General features: G+C 68.0%; 10 protein-coding genes and 1 tRNA gene. 3 read left to right on the forward strand and 8 right to left on the reverse strand.

What is annotated here, in order from left to right; genetic code table 11:
* Positions 1-50: 50 nt before the first annotated feature.
* From BGO82_RS09260 to BGO82_RS09280, 5 genes are all read right to left on the reverse strand, one after another.
* Positions 51-4,787 (reverse strand): autotransporter domain-containing protein, encoded by a 4,737-nt coding sequence (locus BGO82_RS09260; RefSeq protein ID WP_291305269.1) that lies wholly within the window; start codon positions 4,785-4,787, stop codon positions 51-53.
* 447 nt (positions 4,788-5,234) lie between these two features.
* On the reverse strand, positions 5,235-5,942 hold the full coding sequence (locus BGO82_RS09265) for a LuxR family transcriptional regulator (protein WP_291305270.1): 708 nt from the start codon (positions 5,940-5,942) through the stop codon (positions 5,235-5,237).
* A 124-nt stretch (positions 5,943-6,066) separates the two neighbouring features.
* A tRNA-Ser gene (locus tag BGO82_RS09270) sits at positions 6,067-6,156 on the reverse strand.
* 203 nt (positions 6,157-6,359) lie between these two features.
* The gene (locus BGO82_RS09275; protein ID WP_291305271.1) at positions 6,360-7,331 is read right to left on the reverse strand and encodes a quinone oxidoreductase; all 972 of its coding nucleotides are present in this window, start codon (positions 7,329-7,331) and stop codon (positions 6,360-6,362) included.
* Positions 7,328-8,194, reverse strand: coding sequence for a TerC family protein (locus BGO82_RS09280; RefSeq protein WP_366246934.1), 867 nt, complete (start codon positions 8,192-8,194; stop codon positions 7,328-7,330). Before BGO82_RS09280 ends, BGO82_RS09275 begins: the two co-directional genes overlap by 4 nt.
* Positions 8,195-8,386: 192 nt before the next feature.
* Between BGO82_RS09280 and BGO82_RS09285 the strand changes: the two genes are divergently transcribed.
* The 3 genes from BGO82_RS09285 to BGO82_RS09295 are packed head-to-tail and all read left to right on the forward strand — an operon-like array spanning position 8,387 to position 10,451.
* Positions 8,387-8,830 (forward strand): YeeE/YedE family protein, encoded by a 444-nt coding sequence (locus BGO82_RS09285; protein WP_291305272.1) that lies wholly within the window; start codon positions 8,387-8,389, stop codon positions 8,828-8,830.
* Complete coding sequence (locus BGO82_RS09290) at positions 8,830-9,303, forward strand: DUF6691 family protein (RefSeq protein ID WP_291305273.1); 474 nt, start codon at positions 8,830-8,832, stop codon at positions 9,301-9,303. Before BGO82_RS09285 ends, BGO82_RS09290 begins: the two co-directional genes overlap by 1 nt.
* Positions 9,300-10,451: an FAD-dependent monooxygenase gene (locus tag BGO82_RS09295; RefSeq protein ID WP_291305274.1), complete on the forward strand. Its 1,152-nt coding sequence runs from the start codon at positions 9,300-9,302 to the stop codon at positions 10,449-10,451. The genes BGO82_RS09290 and BGO82_RS09295 overlap by 4 nt, the downstream gene beginning before the upstream one ends.
* Positions 10,452-10,507: 56 nt before the next feature.
* Here the strand turns inward: BGO82_RS09295 and BGO82_RS09300 are convergent, their stop codons facing one another.
* The 3 genes from BGO82_RS09300 to BGO82_RS09310 form a co-directional block, all read right to left on the reverse strand.
* Positions 10,508-11,224 (reverse strand): invasion associated locus B family protein, encoded by a 717-nt coding sequence (locus BGO82_RS09300; RefSeq protein WP_291305275.1) that lies wholly within the window; start codon positions 11,222-11,224, stop codon positions 10,508-10,510.
* Positions 11,225-11,455: 231 nt separating this feature from the next.
* Positions 11,456-14,941 carry a transcription-repair coupling factor gene (gene mfd, locus BGO82_RS09305; RefSeq protein WP_291305276.1) on the reverse strand — a complete coding sequence of 1,162 codons (3,486 nt, stop codon included), beginning with the start codon at positions 14,939-14,941 and terminating at the stop codon, positions 11,456-11,458.
* A complete protein-coding gene (locus BGO82_RS09310; RefSeq protein ID WP_291305277.1) occupies positions 14,938-15,186 on the reverse strand; it encodes a succinate dehydrogenase assembly factor 2 in 249 nt (82 codons plus the stop codon). The genes mfd and BGO82_RS09310 overlap by 4 nt, the downstream gene beginning before the upstream one ends.
* Positions 15,187-15,217 lie beyond the last annotated feature (31 nt).

Consider the following 15,217-nt stretch of genomic DNA (forward strand, 5'->3'; position numbering starts at 1 on the left):
AGCGCCACCCGAACGGTGCGGTCATCATCGCGATAGCGTCGCCACATGCGTCAGAACTTCACGCTGAGGCTGGCACGGACGCTCTGGTCGGTGCGGCCGGAACCGAACTGGCCGCCATAGGAGATGCCGAGCACGGCGTTGGGCGACAGGTTGAAGTCCAGCCCGGCCTCGACCACGGCAGCATCCCGGGCAATCGGAACTCCGCCGATGGAGAAGGCATCGCCACCGCCGGCGAAGCGCATCATCGCATCCGGTGTGACATCGCCGAGGGCATGACGCCAGCCGAGTGTGCCCTTCGCCGTGACGGTCGCCTCGCCGAGCCTGAAGGAGGTCGAGGCGCGAAGGCCCAGCGTCGTGAAGGTCGCATCGGTGATGGCCGATGGGCTGGTCAGTGCAGCTTCGCCCCCCCTCTCGGTGAAGCCATCGGTATGCAGGTTGACATAGGCGAGGTTCGCGAAGGGCTCGAACCGGGCAGCGCCCATGTCCATGCCATAGGCCAGTTCGCCGAAGATCTGCATGGTGCCGGCAGCGTATTTGCCGTTCAGGCTGTCGCCGAAGCCGGGGAAGGCAACGCTGCGGTTCGTGGTAATGTCGTGCCACGTATAGGCCGCGCCCGTGCGGAAGGCGAGATCGCCCCAGCTCGTGCCGCCATAGAGACCGAGATGGACGTTGTCGCTCGACCCCGACGCTGCCCGATCGCGGGCAGCGAAGCTCGTCTGGCTGTAGCCGGCGACCGCACCGAGGCGCCAGCCGTTGAACATTGGAGCATCCGCGCCGACGAAGACGCCGCCGGTGGAACGCTCGAGGCGGGCGGCATTGCCGTCGCTGTTCCAATGGCCCCACGATCCGAAGGCCTGTCCCCACACCGCCGCGCCCATGCCACCGGAGGCCGCGCGCAGGCGATCGTTGACGGCGCTGCGGACGAAGCCGCTGTCCTCGATCATCACCGTGGGCAGCGAAGCGTGGACCTCGCCGGACAGCTGGTCGAAGGCGTATCGCGCCTGCGGAGCCGTCAGGTCCAGCACCGCAGTGTAGACGGGGTTGCCGAGGCCGAGGCTTTCGACACCGCCGCCGGCGGCGATCTGGTTGGGGGTGATGCCGACATTCTGGAAGCCGACAGCGTTGCGGGTCATCGTCAGCCAGACATTGTTGGCGTCGTAGCTGAGCGACGGGTCGAGGAACGCAAGGTTCGAGGTCACGCCGCTGAAGGTGCCGCCGACTCCACCGGGGCCGTTGGCGGTGAGGATCTTGTAGGGGGTTGCGGGCGCATAGTTGCCCGTGCCGGCGAGCACCGCCACCGTGCCGCCGCTGATCGTCGCCATGCCGGACGCGCTAATCCAGTCATGTTGTCCGCCCGCATCCACCTTCACCTCGTAGATCGACAGCGGGTCGAAGGTAATGTTGCCGGCGACGTTGAGCGTGCCGAACCCGCCATTGCCCGGCGCGATGATGCCGGTGACGGTGGTGTCGCCGACCGTGCCGACGCCCTCAAGGCGGCCGCCGGCAAGCACGTTCATCGTGCCGCCGAGTTGACCGTCTACCGCCAGAGTGCCGTCTTCGACCCTGGTCGCGCCGGTGAAGCTGCTGAAATTGCCGGTCAGATCGGTCCTGCCCGTGCCGATCTGGCGCAGCAAACCCGTGCCGACCATCGAGCCTCCGATGGTCAAATCGTCCGAACGGTTGAAGACGAGCGAACCGCCGACGAAAATATAGCCGGGGCCGCCGATCGACCCCGTCGTGCCGCCATTGCCGATGCTCAGCGACGCGCCATCGAGGACACTGGTGCCGCCGGTGTAGCTGTTGTCGGCGGTGAGAGTGACGCTCCCCGTCACGACCTGCACCATGCCCGACCCGGAAATCGTGCCGGCAAAAGTCGTGGCGTCGCTGCGCCCGAAGCGCAACAGGCTGTTGTTGGTGACGTTGCCGACGATGGAGCCACTCGTGCCGCTGACGCCATCGCCGATCTGCAGCGAGCCGGCGCTGATCGTCGTGCCGCCGGTGTAGCTGTTGGCGCCGGTCAGGATCAGTTCGCCGAGATCGGCCTTCACCAATTGGCTGGCGCCGGTCAACTGAGAGGCGATGGTCGCGGAAGAACTCGCCCCCGCCGGCGTTCCGTCACCGACCCGGATCGACGTGCTGCCGCCCGTGCCGTTCAGCGTGACGGGATCGCCGGTGACGCGCCAGCCCGAGCCGATGAACTGCATCCCGGTGGTCGAGATCGCGCCGCCCGAATTGTCCACCGTCACAGTGCCGGGATTGTTCTGGAAGATGGCGTACTGGCCGCCCCAGGCGGCGGCGGACGTGCCGTTCGCGTCGGTCCAGTTCGTCGGGCCGGCGATCCAGGTACCGCTACCGCCATGGATCGTATTGTCGGCCGACATTTGCGTGCCGTTCCAGAACTCCGTGGCGCCGCCGGCACCGCCGCTGACGACAAGGTTGACCTGACTGGCCATCGCGGTCTGCACCGTTCCCGACCCCGATGGCAGCGTCCCGACAGTGAGGCCGTTGTCGGTCAGCGCGCCGGCATAGTCGAAGATGCGATAGACGCCGGTGCCGAAGCCGCCGAAATCGGTCGCGTTCAGCGTTCCGTCGAGCACCAGATTGCCGTTGACCTCGAACAGCCCCGTGGTGTCGCCGGGCGCGCTGAGCGCCACGTTGATCTGGCTGGTCGGATTCAGCGCCAGCGATGCCATCGTCAGCACCTGACCGCTGCGCCCTTCGAGCGTGCCGCCATTGGCGATGAATGTATCGCCCACGCTGCCCGAGCCGCCGAGGGACGTGCCCGACTTCACCTCGACCCGGCTCGCCGCCATGGATCCGTTCACCAGCATCCGGCCACCCTCTACGGTGGTGGTGCCGGCAAAGCTGGTGGTGCCGGTGAGCGTGAGGGTCGCGGACCCCTGCTTGATGAAGTCGCCAGTGCCGGTGATGCTGGAGGGAAGCGTGGTAGTGACCGACGTGACGGTGGTGAGCGCACCGGTGCCGATGGCGAGGGTGCCGCTTGCGAACCCCCCCAGGTCGCCGATGGTCTGCGCGTAGCCATTGAGGTCGAAAGTCCCCCCAAGGAGCCGGAGCGTCGTGGTGGTCGGCAGCCGGTTGTCGGCGCCCAGCGCCAGGCTGCCGCTCCATACGGTGGTGGGCCCCGCATAGCTGCTCTGGCCCGTGAGGGTGAGCGTGCCTGCGCCTTCCTTCTCGAAGGAGCCCGAGCCGGAGATGGCGCCGCCAAAACTGTAGTCCGTCTTGCGGCGGAACATCATCTCGCCATTGTTCAGCACGTCGCCGACCAGCGTGCCGTCCTGCGGTTCGGACCCGACCAGCGCGCCGACATAGAGCCGGCCCTCCTGTAGTTCGGTGCCACCGGTCCAGCCGTTGTCTCCCTTGAGCGTGAGCCAGCCGGAGCCTGTCTTCACCACCTTGCCGATGCCGGAGATATTGCCGGTCGCATCGGTGAAATAGTCGGTGCTGTTGAGAAAAAGCGTGCCGTCGTTCTTCGTGGCGACGGGCAGGAGCGACCAGGGGACGGCGGTCTGGGCGATCTTGAGGGTGGCGCCGGCGGAGATGTCGATGGTGCCGTCGAAGGACGAGACGCCGCCGGCGAGCGTGGTGGTGCCGGCCTGAACGATGACGTTACCTTTGCCGCTCCCGCCAGTGATATAGGGCGCGAATACGTAGTCGTTCGCGTTGTGGTTGAAGACCAGCGTCCGCGTTCCCGGATTCGGCGAGCCTTCGAAGACGACGTAGGGCGCCTCGACGGCGCCTGGCGCCACCGCCGGCTGCCCCGCCGCCGCGCCGATGATCAGCGTTCCCGAGGTCCCCGTGCCGTTGCCGATGATGATGCCCTGGTCCGGATCGGTGATGCGCAGCGTCCCGCCGTCGGCGACCGTCAGGACGCCGCCGGCCACCCAAATGCGGCTCGAGGACGAGAGCGTGCCGCCGCTGTCGACCGTCCCGACGTTCAGTATCTCGACCTCGGTCGCCGTGAGGGTGCCGCCCTGGGTCACCGTCACCGAGCCGGGGGCCAGCACGCTGACCCGGCCGTTCGAGTCGAGCGTGCCGCCATCGGTGACCGTCAGCGTGCCGGAGTTGCTGATGCCGCCCTTGGCCGACCAGGTCGAGCCCGTTCCGGAAACCAGCGCCTCGCTCTTGCTGTTGATGTTGACGATGGCGCTCGTGTCCGCCGAGGCGCCGTCGAGAACGTTGAAGACGCCGCGGCCGGGTGATCCGATATTGAAATTCACGCCACTCGTGATGACGAAGGAGGAGCCGGTGCCGGTGACGGTCAGCGTTCCGTCGGCCGCCGTCGAATCACGCCCCAGCGTAACGATGGCGTTGCCGCCCGGATTGACGATCTGGAGCTTGCCGCCATCTTCGACCACGAAGGAGCCCACATTGGCGTCATAGGAAACGGTGAGCTCCGTGGCGGTCCATTGCGATCCCGCGCCGGTCACCAGCACTCTGCCGGTCGTGACGGGAAAACCGACTGTGCCGGGAAAGTTGGCCACGACGGTGTGCTTGGTCGTGACCTGCCCGCCGTTCGAGACGGTGACGGCGCCTTCGCCATGGTCGCCCACGATGAAATAGGTGCCGGTGTCCGTGATCCGGCCCGCGCCCGTCACCAGAAGCCCACCCACGGTGCCGGCGGTACTGCCGAGCTTGACCCCTGCGGACTGCGCCCCGGCCGCGTTTATGACCACGGGAGACGCCGTGGAGCCGTTGTTGATGACGACCGGGAGGGCGGATGTGGGTACGCTGCCGGACGACCAGTTGGTCGGAGCGAACCAGTCCATGGTCCCGGCTCCGCCGGTCCAGGTCTGGGCGAAGGCGGGCGATGACGCGGCGAATCCGGCAAGCGCGGTACCGGCGAGGAGTCCGGGGACGAGCCTCCAATACCCGATCAGTTTCGTCGCCGTGCCGCCCGCGCGCGCGCAAGTGCGGCGATCGGCCCGCATTCCAGTGCCGCCGCATCCGGCGTGCGGCGCGGCCCCATTGTAATCATGACAAATCGCCATTCGCCCCCCGATGGCAAGACCGCATATCCGCAGAGGCGACAACGCACGCGAACCCTCGCGCCACTTTCGATCCCGGGCCGGCCGTTCATCGCCGAATGCACCCCGGATGCTTCACGCCTTCATCGACTGCGGATAAGCATGCGGTTTTCAGGGGGATGTGTCTCTCCTCGGAAATGAGAGGGGGGCCCAAAAAAAAAGCCCGCCGTTTCCACGACCGAGGGAAGGTTACGACAGCCCGCTCAGCACAAGGCGAGCGATGGCCTGCGCGCGCGTTCTCGCCCCGAGCTTGCGGCGTGCCTGGTCGATGTGGCTTCGCACGGTGGTCTGCGACACGCCGAGCAGATTGGCGATGGCCGCATCGGTCTGGCCGGCCGCCACCCAGCGGATGCATTCCAGCTCACGGTGGGTAAGGGTTGCTTGCGGGTCGGCGACGGGCGCAACGCCGGTCAAGGTGCGGCACCGTTCATGCGTCAGGAACGCCAGTTGGTGCAATTCGCAGCGCAGCGCAGACGGCATCGGCTGTTCCTTGCCGGCCATCGTGACGAGCCCGAAATAGCCGCCCGGCCCGTAGATCGGCACCGAGAACCCATCCGTCCAGCCCCACTCGGCGGCGGTGTCCCAAATGTCCCGTTCGGCGCGCGACAAGGTGCGCTCGGCCTTCGCTTCGAGCCAGGTAAAAGGCGCGATGCGCCGTCTGGATTCGGCGACGACATAGTCGGCAGCGACGAAATTGCGCCGGACATAGAGTTCGATCCAGGCCGGCGGCCAGTCCTGAAAGAAGAAATGTGTCTCCGGCCCGTTGTCGGCCGGCAGGAAAGCGCCGCAGGCGCTGGCCGTATAGCCGTGGACTGCGATCCGCTGCCTGAAACAGTCCTTGACCGCATCCATCGTCAGGCATGCGGCAAGCGCCTCGGCGAAGTCTCCCGTGATCATTGAAATCTGCTCAACCCAAATTCAAGCACGAGAACATGCGGTGCAGCATAGTGTATCGTCCGCAAACGCCTCAAGCGTTACGGTTGGAAGCCGTCGCCAAAACAAGAAACCGTTCTGGGGTGCGTGGCGGAAGCGGTGGGATTCGAACCCACGGTACGGTTGCCCGTACGCTAGTTTTCAAGACTAGAGCCTTAAACCACTCGGCCACACTTCCATATCGCCTCAGGGGAGAGCTGCTTATGATACGCTTACTCGCGATCCTCGCGCAGCCGCCGGTTCATTGCTAACCCCTTGCAGCAAATTCACTTTTATGCACGTCAGGTGCCAAGTCCAGCGGTTTTCAAGACCGGAGCAATCAACCGCTCTGCCACCTGCCCGTGGCCGCCCATGTAGCGGCGGACGCTGCGCAAGTCCAGATTAGGGCAGCAGCAGCGTGGTGCCGGTGGTTGCCCGCGCCTCAAGCGCGCGGTGGGCGTCGGCCGCCCGCGCCAGCGGGAAGCGCTGGTTGATCGAGGGGCGGATGTGCCCGGCTTCGACGGCGCCGAACACCCGAGCCATGGTCCGCCGCAGGCTTTCGGGGTCGCCGTAATAGTGCGCCGTGGTCGGCCGCGTGACGTAGAGCGAGCCGCGCGTCTGCAGCATGCTGAGGCTGACGCCGGTCACCGGCCCCGAGGCGTTGCCGTAGCTGACCATCAGCCCGCGCGGCCTCAGGCAGTCGAGCGAGGCCTCGAAGGTCGCCTTGCCGATGCCGTCATAGACCACGTCGACGCCGCGGCCGCCGGTGGCCTCGCGCACCTTCCGCACCCAGCCGTCCTCGCGCGAATTGAAGGCGAATGCCGCGCCGTTGGCGCGCGCGCCGGCGACCTTCTCGTCCGATCCGGCGAGCGCGATCACCGTGGCGCCGGCCGAGCTCGCCCACTGCACCAGGAACGAGCCGACGCCGCCCGCGGCGGCATGCACCAGCATGGTATCGCCGGGCTTGAACGGCCAGGCCTCGAACAGCAGATAGTGCGCCGTGCCGGCCTTCGACAGCACCGCGGCGGCCGTCTCGAAGTCGATGTCGTCGGGCACCCGCACCAGCTTGTCGGCGGCGATCAGCCGCTCCTCGGCATAGGCCCCGACCGTCCCGGCATAGGCGACGCGGTCGCCCGGATGGAAATCGGCGACGCCCTCGCCCACCGCCGTCACCACGCCGGCGGCTTCGACGCCGGGGGTGAGGGGCAGCTCCATCCTGTAGAGCCCGGTGCGGTGATAGACGTCGATGAAATTGAGCCCGATCGCCGCCTGCTGCAGCTTCACCTGCCCCGGGCCGGGCGCACCCACCTCGCGCGCCTCGAGCCGCAGCACCTCCGGCCCGCCATTGGCGTGGATGACGATGGCACGGCTCATGATTTCTTCCTCGGCGCCGATTTCGGCCGCGATTGCGCGCGGCCCGTCCGGGTGGAGCGCGGCCTGGGCTTGTCGGGCTCGGTCAGCGTTTCGACCGGCACGGCGCCGCTGGCGGCGGCCCGCACCGGCTTGGGGGCGATGCTGCCGGCGGCGAGCTTGCGCTGCTTGCTGAAAATGTTGATGCCCTCGACCAGCACGGCAAAGCCCATGGCGGCGTAGATGTAGCCCTTGTCGATGTGGAAGCCGAGCCCGTCGGCCACCAGCGACACGCCGATCAGCACCAGGAAGGCGAGCGCCAGCATCTTGGTGGTGGGGTGGCGGGCGACGAAGTTCGCGATCGGCCCGGAGGCGACGAACATCAGCGCCACCGCCACGACCACCGCGGCGATCATCACCTCGACGTGCTGCGCCATGCCGATGGCGGTGATGATCGAGTCGATGGAAAACACCAGGTCGAGCAGGATGATCTGCGTCACGATCGCCGACATCATCGCCTTGGCCTGCTGCTGCAGCGTCGGCTCGTGCGGCTCCTCGATCTCGGCATGCATCTCGTGCACGGCCTTGTAGATGAGGAACAGGCCACCGCCGAGCAGGATGATGTCGCGCCACGAAAAACCGTGGCCGAAGGCGCTGAACACCGGCTGGCTGAGGGCGATGATCCAGCTCAGCACCAGCAGCAGCGCGATGCGGAAGATCAGCGCCAGGCTGAGCCCGATGGTGCGCGCTCGGTCGGCCTGCGCCTTGGGCAGCTTGCTCACCAGCACCGAGATGAAGATGACGTTGTCGACGCCGAGCACCACCTCCATCAGGGTCAAAGTGGCGAACGCGATCCAGGCATTTGGGTCGAGCAACAGGTCGAACATCGGGGGCTCCGCCGGGGAAGGTGCTCCAATCTAGGTATCCGCCCCGGACGTTGGAAGTCTCGCCCGGCCGGCATTTCGCACATTTCCATTCCGGTCCATCGCCGCGAGGCGCAAAAAACACCTGTCCGCTCCGCTGGTTGCCGGAGAGTCCGGGTGATACGCTTCAAGGCAAATCCCCAAGGACTTTCCGCGATGGATACATTCACCCCCATTCCGGCGGCGATCGGCGGCGTGCTGATCGGCCTGTCGGCGGCCCTGCTCTGGCTCGGCAATGGCCGCATCGCCGGCATCTCCGGCCTGTTCGGGCAATTGCTGCCGCCGGCGCGGACGGTCGTGTGGCGGCTGGTGTTCCTCGCCTGCCTCGTCGGCGGCACCGCCCTCGCCGCGGCGCTGCTGCCCGGCCTCGGCCATCGTCCGCAAAGCCTCGTGGCGGCGCCGGCCTGGTTCGGCGGCGGCAGCATCGTCTGGATCGCGCTCGCCGGCCTGTTCACCGGCTTCGGCACCAAGATCGGCAATGGCTGCACCTCGGGACACGGCGTCTGCGGGCTGGCGCGGCTGTCGAAGCGCTCATTGGTCGCGGTGGGCGTGTTCTTCGTTGTTGCTATCCTCACCGTGACCGTGACGGGAATCGTCTGATGACCAAGTCGTCCAACCTGCCCTATCTGGCCGTGGCTGCCGTCGCCGGCGTGCTGTTCGGCGCCGGGCTCTACATCTCCGGCATGGTCGATCCGCTGAAGGTGCTGCGCTTCCTCGATCTTGCCGCCATCCCGCGCGGCGGCTGGGACCCGAGCCTGGCATTCGTGATGGTTCCGGCGGTGGTGGTGATGTTCGTCGCCGTGCGCCTCGGCCGCCGGCGTGGCCGGCCGGTGTTCGACACCGCCTTCCACGAGCCCGAATTCAACCGCATCGACACGCCGCTGGTGGCCGGCGCGGCGCTGTTCGGCATCGGCTGGGGCATGTCGGGCATCTGCCCAGGCCCGGCCATCTCGCTGCTCGCCTTCTGGCCGCACGCTCTGCCGATCTATCTCCTGGCGCTGTTCATCGGCTCCTATGGCGGCTCGCTCGTCGTCCCCAGCGGCCGCGTCCGGCGCCTGGCGGCGGCGCGGTGAGCACCGCGGTCGTCGTCGGCGGCGGGCTGGCGGGGCTGGCGGCGGCGGTCGCCGTCGCCAAGGCTGGGCTCGACACCGTCCACCTCGTGCCCAAGGGGCCGCCCGACCGCCGCACCTCGGCGCTGATGCTGCCGGCGGTCGACTACCTCAAGGCCGCCGGGCTGCTGCCCGACCCGGCCGCCATCGGCCAGCCGCTCACCCGCATACGCATCATCGACGGCACGCGCCGGCTGGTCCGGGCGCCCGAAACGCTGTTCGACAGCGCCGAATTCGACCTGCCCGCCTTCGGCTGGAACCTGCCCAACGTCAGGCTCGCCGAGAGCTTCGAGGCGGCGCGGAGCGCGCTGCCCAACCTCAGCAGCCGCGAAACCACGCTCGACGACCTCGAGATCGGCGCGGACCACGCCACGCTGCGCCTCGCCGACGGCGCCACGCTCACGGCCGACCTCGTGGTCGGGGCCGACGGCAAGAAATCGCGGGTGCGCGAGAGCGCCGGCTTCCGCGCCCGCGAGAACGGCTTCACCGAGGCGGCGCTGGTCTGCGACCTCGGGCTCGAGCGCCCGGTCGGCGGCGCCTCGGTCGAGTTCCACTACGAGCACGGCCCGTTCACGCTGGTGCCGGCCGGCGGCAACCGCGCCAACCTCGTCTGGATCGACCGGCGCGACACGCTCAAGACGGCGCAGCAGAGCGGCAAGGACGCGCTGGCCCGCCTGTTCGCCGACAAGTCGCAGCACCTGTTCGGCAAGATCGAGCTGCTGACGCCCGCCCACATGTTCCTCCTCTCGACGCTGACCGTCGACATCGCCGGCAAGGACGGCGTGGTGCTGGTGGGCGAGGCCGCGCACGCCTTCCCGCCGATCGGCGCGCAGGGGCTCAACCTCGGCCTGCGCGACGTGGCCGACCTCGCCGCCAGCCTCGCTGCGGCCGACCTCACGCGCCCCGGCTTCGCCCGGGGGCTGAGCGAGGACTATGCCCGCCGCCGCGCCGGCGACCTCAGCCGCACCGGCACGGTGGTCGATGCGCTGTTCCGCTCGCTGCTCGCCGAATTCCTGCCGGCGCAGGTGCTCAGGGCCGGCGGCCTGTGGGCGCTCAAGCTGGTGCCGCCGCTGCGCAAGGCCGCCTTCGACGTCGGCATGGGCGTGCGCTGAAAACGACAGGGGCGCCCCGCGAGGCGCCCCCTGAACCTTCCGGTCTCGTCCTGGCTTTACTTCGCCGGCGGTTGCGAGCTCGAGGCGCTCGAGCTGGCGTCGCCGCCCTGCAGCTTCTGCCGGGCCTGCTCGGCGCGGTCGGCGAGGATCTTTTCCAGCGCCGCCTCGCCCGAGGCGTTCTTGTTGAATTCGTCGAAGGTCAGCGCCGCTTCGCCATCATAGACGCCGGTGAAGCCGGCGAGGTTGATGGTGATGACGAGGTCCTCGTTCTTGCGGTTCTTGGCGGTCAGCGTCAGCTTGCTGCCCTTCTTGAGGCTGTTCACATAGGCCTCGTTGACCACGAGCTGGGTGGCGCAGCTCTGCGGATCGCACAGCATGTAGGGCACGCGCACCGGCTTGCCGCCGTCGATCTGCCAGGTGACGCCGAACGGCAGCAGCACCCCGAGCGGCACCGCGGCCACGGCAAGCAGGCGGCTCTCCTGGCCCGGGTCGTCGCGCAGCAGGAACGAGCCGAGGAACTGGTTGCTCTGCGTCACCACGACCTGGCGCATGATGCAGGCGCGCTTGCCGTCCTTCTCGGGGTCGCAGATCTTGAGCCAGTTCTGGTTCGGCGCGGCGGCCGCGGCCTGGTCGCCGGCGGCCGGCGGCTGCTGCGACGACGCGGTCGACGCGGCCGGCTGCGAGCTCGAACTGGCCTGCGCAAAGACCTGGCCCGCGGGAAGCGTCAGCGCGGCAATAGTCACGCCGGCGGCGAGAAGCGATTTGAACGTCATCGATATTCCTTGGGGTTCCCGAGCGATCCAGCGGTTCTTTGGGCCGCCTTGCGTTGCGAGCCCTTCAATGGGCGAATTCGGGCAATAACATGACCGGGAAGGCTTTCCAAATCTTTCTCCGGCGGGCTGTTGCCGCACTGCATGGGAGGACCGCCCTGCTGCTGTGAATAGTCCGGACACTGCCGGAGATGTTCGGCATCAATTTGACCCGGGCCGGGCAAATTCTGGTGATCAGGCGGCGACGGCCTCGGCGAGCCTGGCCATGCGATTGAGGATCGCCGCGGTGCCCTTGAGCCGCGACGCCGCGTTCGGCCAGTCGCGCGAAAACACCAGCTTCTGGTCGGGTTTGAGCCGCACGGCCATGCCCGGATCCTGCACCAGCTGCACCAGCCCGGCCGGGTTGGGAAACTGGTTGTGACGCAGCGTGATCACGGCGCCTTTGGGGCCGGCATCGACCTTTTCGACATTGGCGGCGCGGCACAGCGCCTTGACCAGAATCACCTTGAGCAGCGCCTCCACCTCGTCGGGCAGCGGCCCGAAGCGGTCGATCAGCTCGGCGCCGGCGGCGTCGATCTCGCGCGCATCCTTGAGGTCGCCGAGCTGGCGGTAGAGCTGCATGCGCACCTGCAGATCCGGCACGTAATGCTCGGGGATCATCACCGGCATGCCGAGCGAAATCTGCGGGCTCCATTCATTGGCGTCCTCATACGCCTCGGCGCCGTCCTTGAGCGAGGCCACCGCCTCCTCCAGCATGGCCTGGTAGAGCTCGAAGCCGACCTCCTTGATGTGGCCCGACTGCTCCTCGCCCAGCAGATTGCCGGCGCCGCGGATGTCGAGGTCGTGGCTGGCGAGCTGGAAGCCTGCCCCGAGGCTCTCGAGCGATTGCAGCACGTTGAGCCGCCGCTCGGCGGTGTCGGTCAGCTTGCGCTGCGGCGGCACGGTGAACAGTGCATAGGCGCGCTGCTTGGAGCGGCCGATGCGGCCGCGGATCTGGTAGAGCTGCGCCAGCCCGAAATGATCGGCGTGATGCACGATCAGCGTGTTGGCGTTGGGGATGTCGAGCCCGGATTCGACGATCGTCGTCGCCAGCAGCACGTCGAACTTGCCGTCGTAGAAATTGTTCATGATGTCGTCGAGCTCGCCCGCCGCCATCTGGCCGTTGGCGACGACGAAGCTCACCTCCGGCACCTGCTCGCGCAGGAACTCCGCGATGTCCGGCTGGTCCTTGATGCGCGGCACCACGTAGAACGACTGCCCGCCGCGATATTTCTCGCGCAGCAGCGCCTCGCGGATCGAGATCGGGTCGAACGGCGAAATGAAGGTGCGGATGGCCAGCCGGTCGACCGGCGGCGTCGCCAGCAGGCTGAGGTCGCGCACGCCGGTGAGGGCGAGCTGCAAGGTGCGCGGAATCGGTGTCGCGGTCAGCGTCAGCACGTGCACGTTCCCGCGCAACTCCTTGAGCCGCTCCTTGTGACCGACGCCGAAATGCTGCTCCTCATCGACAATAAGCAGCCCCAAATCCTTGAATTCGATGGATTTTCCGAGCAGCGCGTGGGTCCCGACGACGATGTCGACCTGGCCGCTGGCGATGCCCTCCTTGGTCGCCTTGAGGTCGGCGGCGGCCACCAGACGGCTCGCCTGCGCCACCTTGACCGGCAGGCCGGCGAAGCGCTCCGTGAAGGTCTTGAAGTGCTGCCGCGACAGGAGCGTGGTCGGCACCACCACCGCCACCTGCTTGCCCGACATGGCCACGGCGAAGGCGGCGCGCAGCGCCACCTCGGTCTTGCCGAAGCCGACATCGCCGCACACCAGCCGATCCATCACCCGCCCGGCCGCGATGTCGTCGAACACGGCCGAGATGGCGGCGAGCTGGTCCTCGGTCTCGTCATAGGGGAAGCGGGCGGCGAACTCGTCATAGGCGCCCGAATTGATGTCGACCGGATCGGCCCTGGCGAGCTGGCGCTGCGCCGCGATCTTGATCAGCTGCTCCGCCATGTCGCGGATGCGCTTCTTGAGCTTGGCCTTCTTGGCCTGCCAGGCGACGCCGCCGAGCTTGTCGAGCTCGACGTCGCTGCCGTCCGAGCCGTAGCGGCTCAGCAGCTCGATGTTCTCGACCGGCAGATAGAGCTTGGTCTCCCCGGCATACTGGATCTCGACGCAATCGTGCGGCGCGCCCATCGCCTCGATCTGCTTGAGGCCGAGGAAGCGGCCGATGCCGTGGTCGACATGCACCACGAGGTCGCCAGCCGACAGGCTCGTCGCCTCGGTCAGCGCGTCCGACGCCTTTTTGCGCCGCTGCGGGCGCAGCAGCCGCTCGCCGAGGATATCCTGCTCGGACAACACCACGAGGTCGGCCGTCTCGAAGCCGTTCTCGAGCGGGAGCACCGCCAGCGCAGTGACGGCCGCCGAGGTGCTGACGGCGTCCTGCCAGTTCTCGGCGAGGCGCGGATGCCGGAGACCATGGTCCTGCAGCAGTTGCGCCATGCGGTCGCGCGAGCCGTCCGACCAGCAGGCGATCACCGTGCGCCGCCCGGCCTTGCTCTCGGCCTTGAGCAGCGTCACTACCGCCTCGAACAGGTTGACGTCCTGGGCCTGCCGTTCGGCGGCGAAATTGTGCACCAGCCGGCCGCCGGCGTCCTCGGTGCGCGTCTCGTCGGGGTGGGCAAACACCGAGAGCTGGATCGCCGCCGTCGGGCCGAGGCGATAGGGATGGCCGTCGACCTCGTAGAGCTCGCCGGGCGGCACCGGGTTGTACGGCGCCCCCGCCGTCGCCAGCTTCTTGTCGGTGCGGGCGGTCTCGCGCGCCTCGTAATAGTCCTTCACCTGCGCCTGGCGGTCGGCGAACGCCTCGCGCGCCTGGTCGTCGAACACGAAGGGGGCGTCGCCGGTGTAGTCCGCGAGCCGGTCGAGGTGGTCGTAGAAGAACGCCAGCCAGTGCTCGAGCCCGGGGAAGCGCTGGCCGGCGCTGATCGCGCCATAGAGCGGATCGTCCACGGTGTTGCCGCCGAAGCTGGCCGTGTAGCGTGCCCGGAAGCGCTTGATGGTTTCGTCGTTGAGCAGCACTTCGCTCATCGGCGCCAGCGCGATCGCCGGCAGATTGCCGGTGGTGCGCTGCGTGCCCGGATCGAAGGTGCGGATGGATTCGAGCTGCCGGCCGAAGAAGTCGAAGCGCAGCGGCGTCTCCATGCTGGCCGGATAGAGGTCGACGAGGCCGCCGCGCACCGCATACTCGCCGGTCTCGCGCACCGTCGGCACGCGCAGATAGCCATTGAGCGAGGCCCACTGGATCAGCTTTTCGCTGTCGACCACCTGCCCCGCGCGCGCCGCAAAGGCCATGCCTTCGACCACGTCGCGCGGCGGCAGCTTCTGGATCAGCGCGTTGACCGCCGTCAGCACGACGGCGCCCCGCGTCGCCGGATCGCTCAGCGCCGACAGCGTCGTCATGCGCGCCGCGAGGGTGACGCCGTTTGGCGACACCCGGTCGTAAGGCAGGCAGTCCCAGGCCGGCAGCGTCAGGATGGTGTGCCCCGGCAGCATGGCACGCAGCACGTCCTCGAGCCGCTGCAGGCGGCGCCCGTCGCGGGCGACGAACACGGCGGCGACCGGCGCGTCGGGCTCGGCCCGCAGCCGCTCCTCGACGAGGCGCGCCAGCACCGTCGGCTGCATGCCGTCGGGGACGTTGACGATGGTGCGGGTCGGGCGGGCGATCTCGGTCATGCTGTCTTCAGCCGGTAGGCGATGATGGTTTCGAGCAGGTCGGAATCGGCATCGGGCGGCGCGGGCTCCTGCCCCATCACCCATTTGAGGAGGTCGGTGTCCTCCTCGTCCATAAGCGCCTCGAGCCGCTCCAGTTCCGGCGCCCCGTAGTGCTCGACATGCGCGTCGGCGAACGGCCCCAGCACCAGGTCCATTTCCTTGGTGCCGCGGTGCCAGGCGCGATAGCGCAGGCGCCGGCGGCGCATAGCCAAATCTTCACCGGCGTCGTTTTGGGGA

Source organism: Devosia sp. 67-54 (assembly GCF_001899075.1).
GTDB lineage: Bacteria > Pseudomonadota > Alphaproteobacteria > Rhizobiales > Devosiaceae > Devosia_A.

Bases quoted from the DNA above. Each gene is read 5' to 3' on its own strand.
- mfd (WP_291305276.1), bottom strand. From the start codon at position 14,941: ATGACCGAGATCGCCCGCCCGACCCGCACCATCGTCAACGTCCCCGAC.
- BGO82_RS09260 (WP_291305269.1), bottom strand. From the start codon at position 4,787: ATGGACTGGTTCGCTCCGACCAACTGGTCGTCCGGCAGCGTACCCACA.
- BGO82_RS09300 (WP_291305275.1), bottom strand. From the start codon at position 11,224: ATGACGTTCAAATCGCTTCTCGCCGCCGGCGTGACTATTGCCGCGCTG.
- BGO82_RS09265 (WP_291305270.1), bottom strand. From the start codon at position 5,942: ATGATCACGGGAGACTTCGCCGAGGCGCTTGCCGCATGCCTGACGATG.
- BGO82_RS09310 (WP_291305277.1), bottom strand. From the start codon at position 15,186: ATGCGCCGCCGGCGCCTGCGCTATCGCGCCTGGCACCGCGGCACCAAG.
- BGO82_RS09290 (WP_291305273.1), top strand. From the start codon at position 8,830: ATGACCAAGTCGTCCAACCTGCCCTATCTGGCCGTGGCTGCCGTCGCC.
- BGO82_RS09285 (WP_291305272.1), top strand. From the start codon at position 8,387: ATGGATACATTCACCCCCATTCCGGCGGCGATCGGCGGCGTGCTGATC.
- BGO82_RS09275 (WP_291305271.1), bottom strand. From the start codon at position 7,331: ATGAGCCGTGCCATCGTCATCCACGCCAATGGCGGGCCGGAGGTGCTG.
- BGO82_RS09280 (WP_366246934.1), bottom strand. From the start codon at position 8,194: ATGTTCGACCTGTTGCTCGACCCAAATGCCTGGATCGCGTTCGCCACT.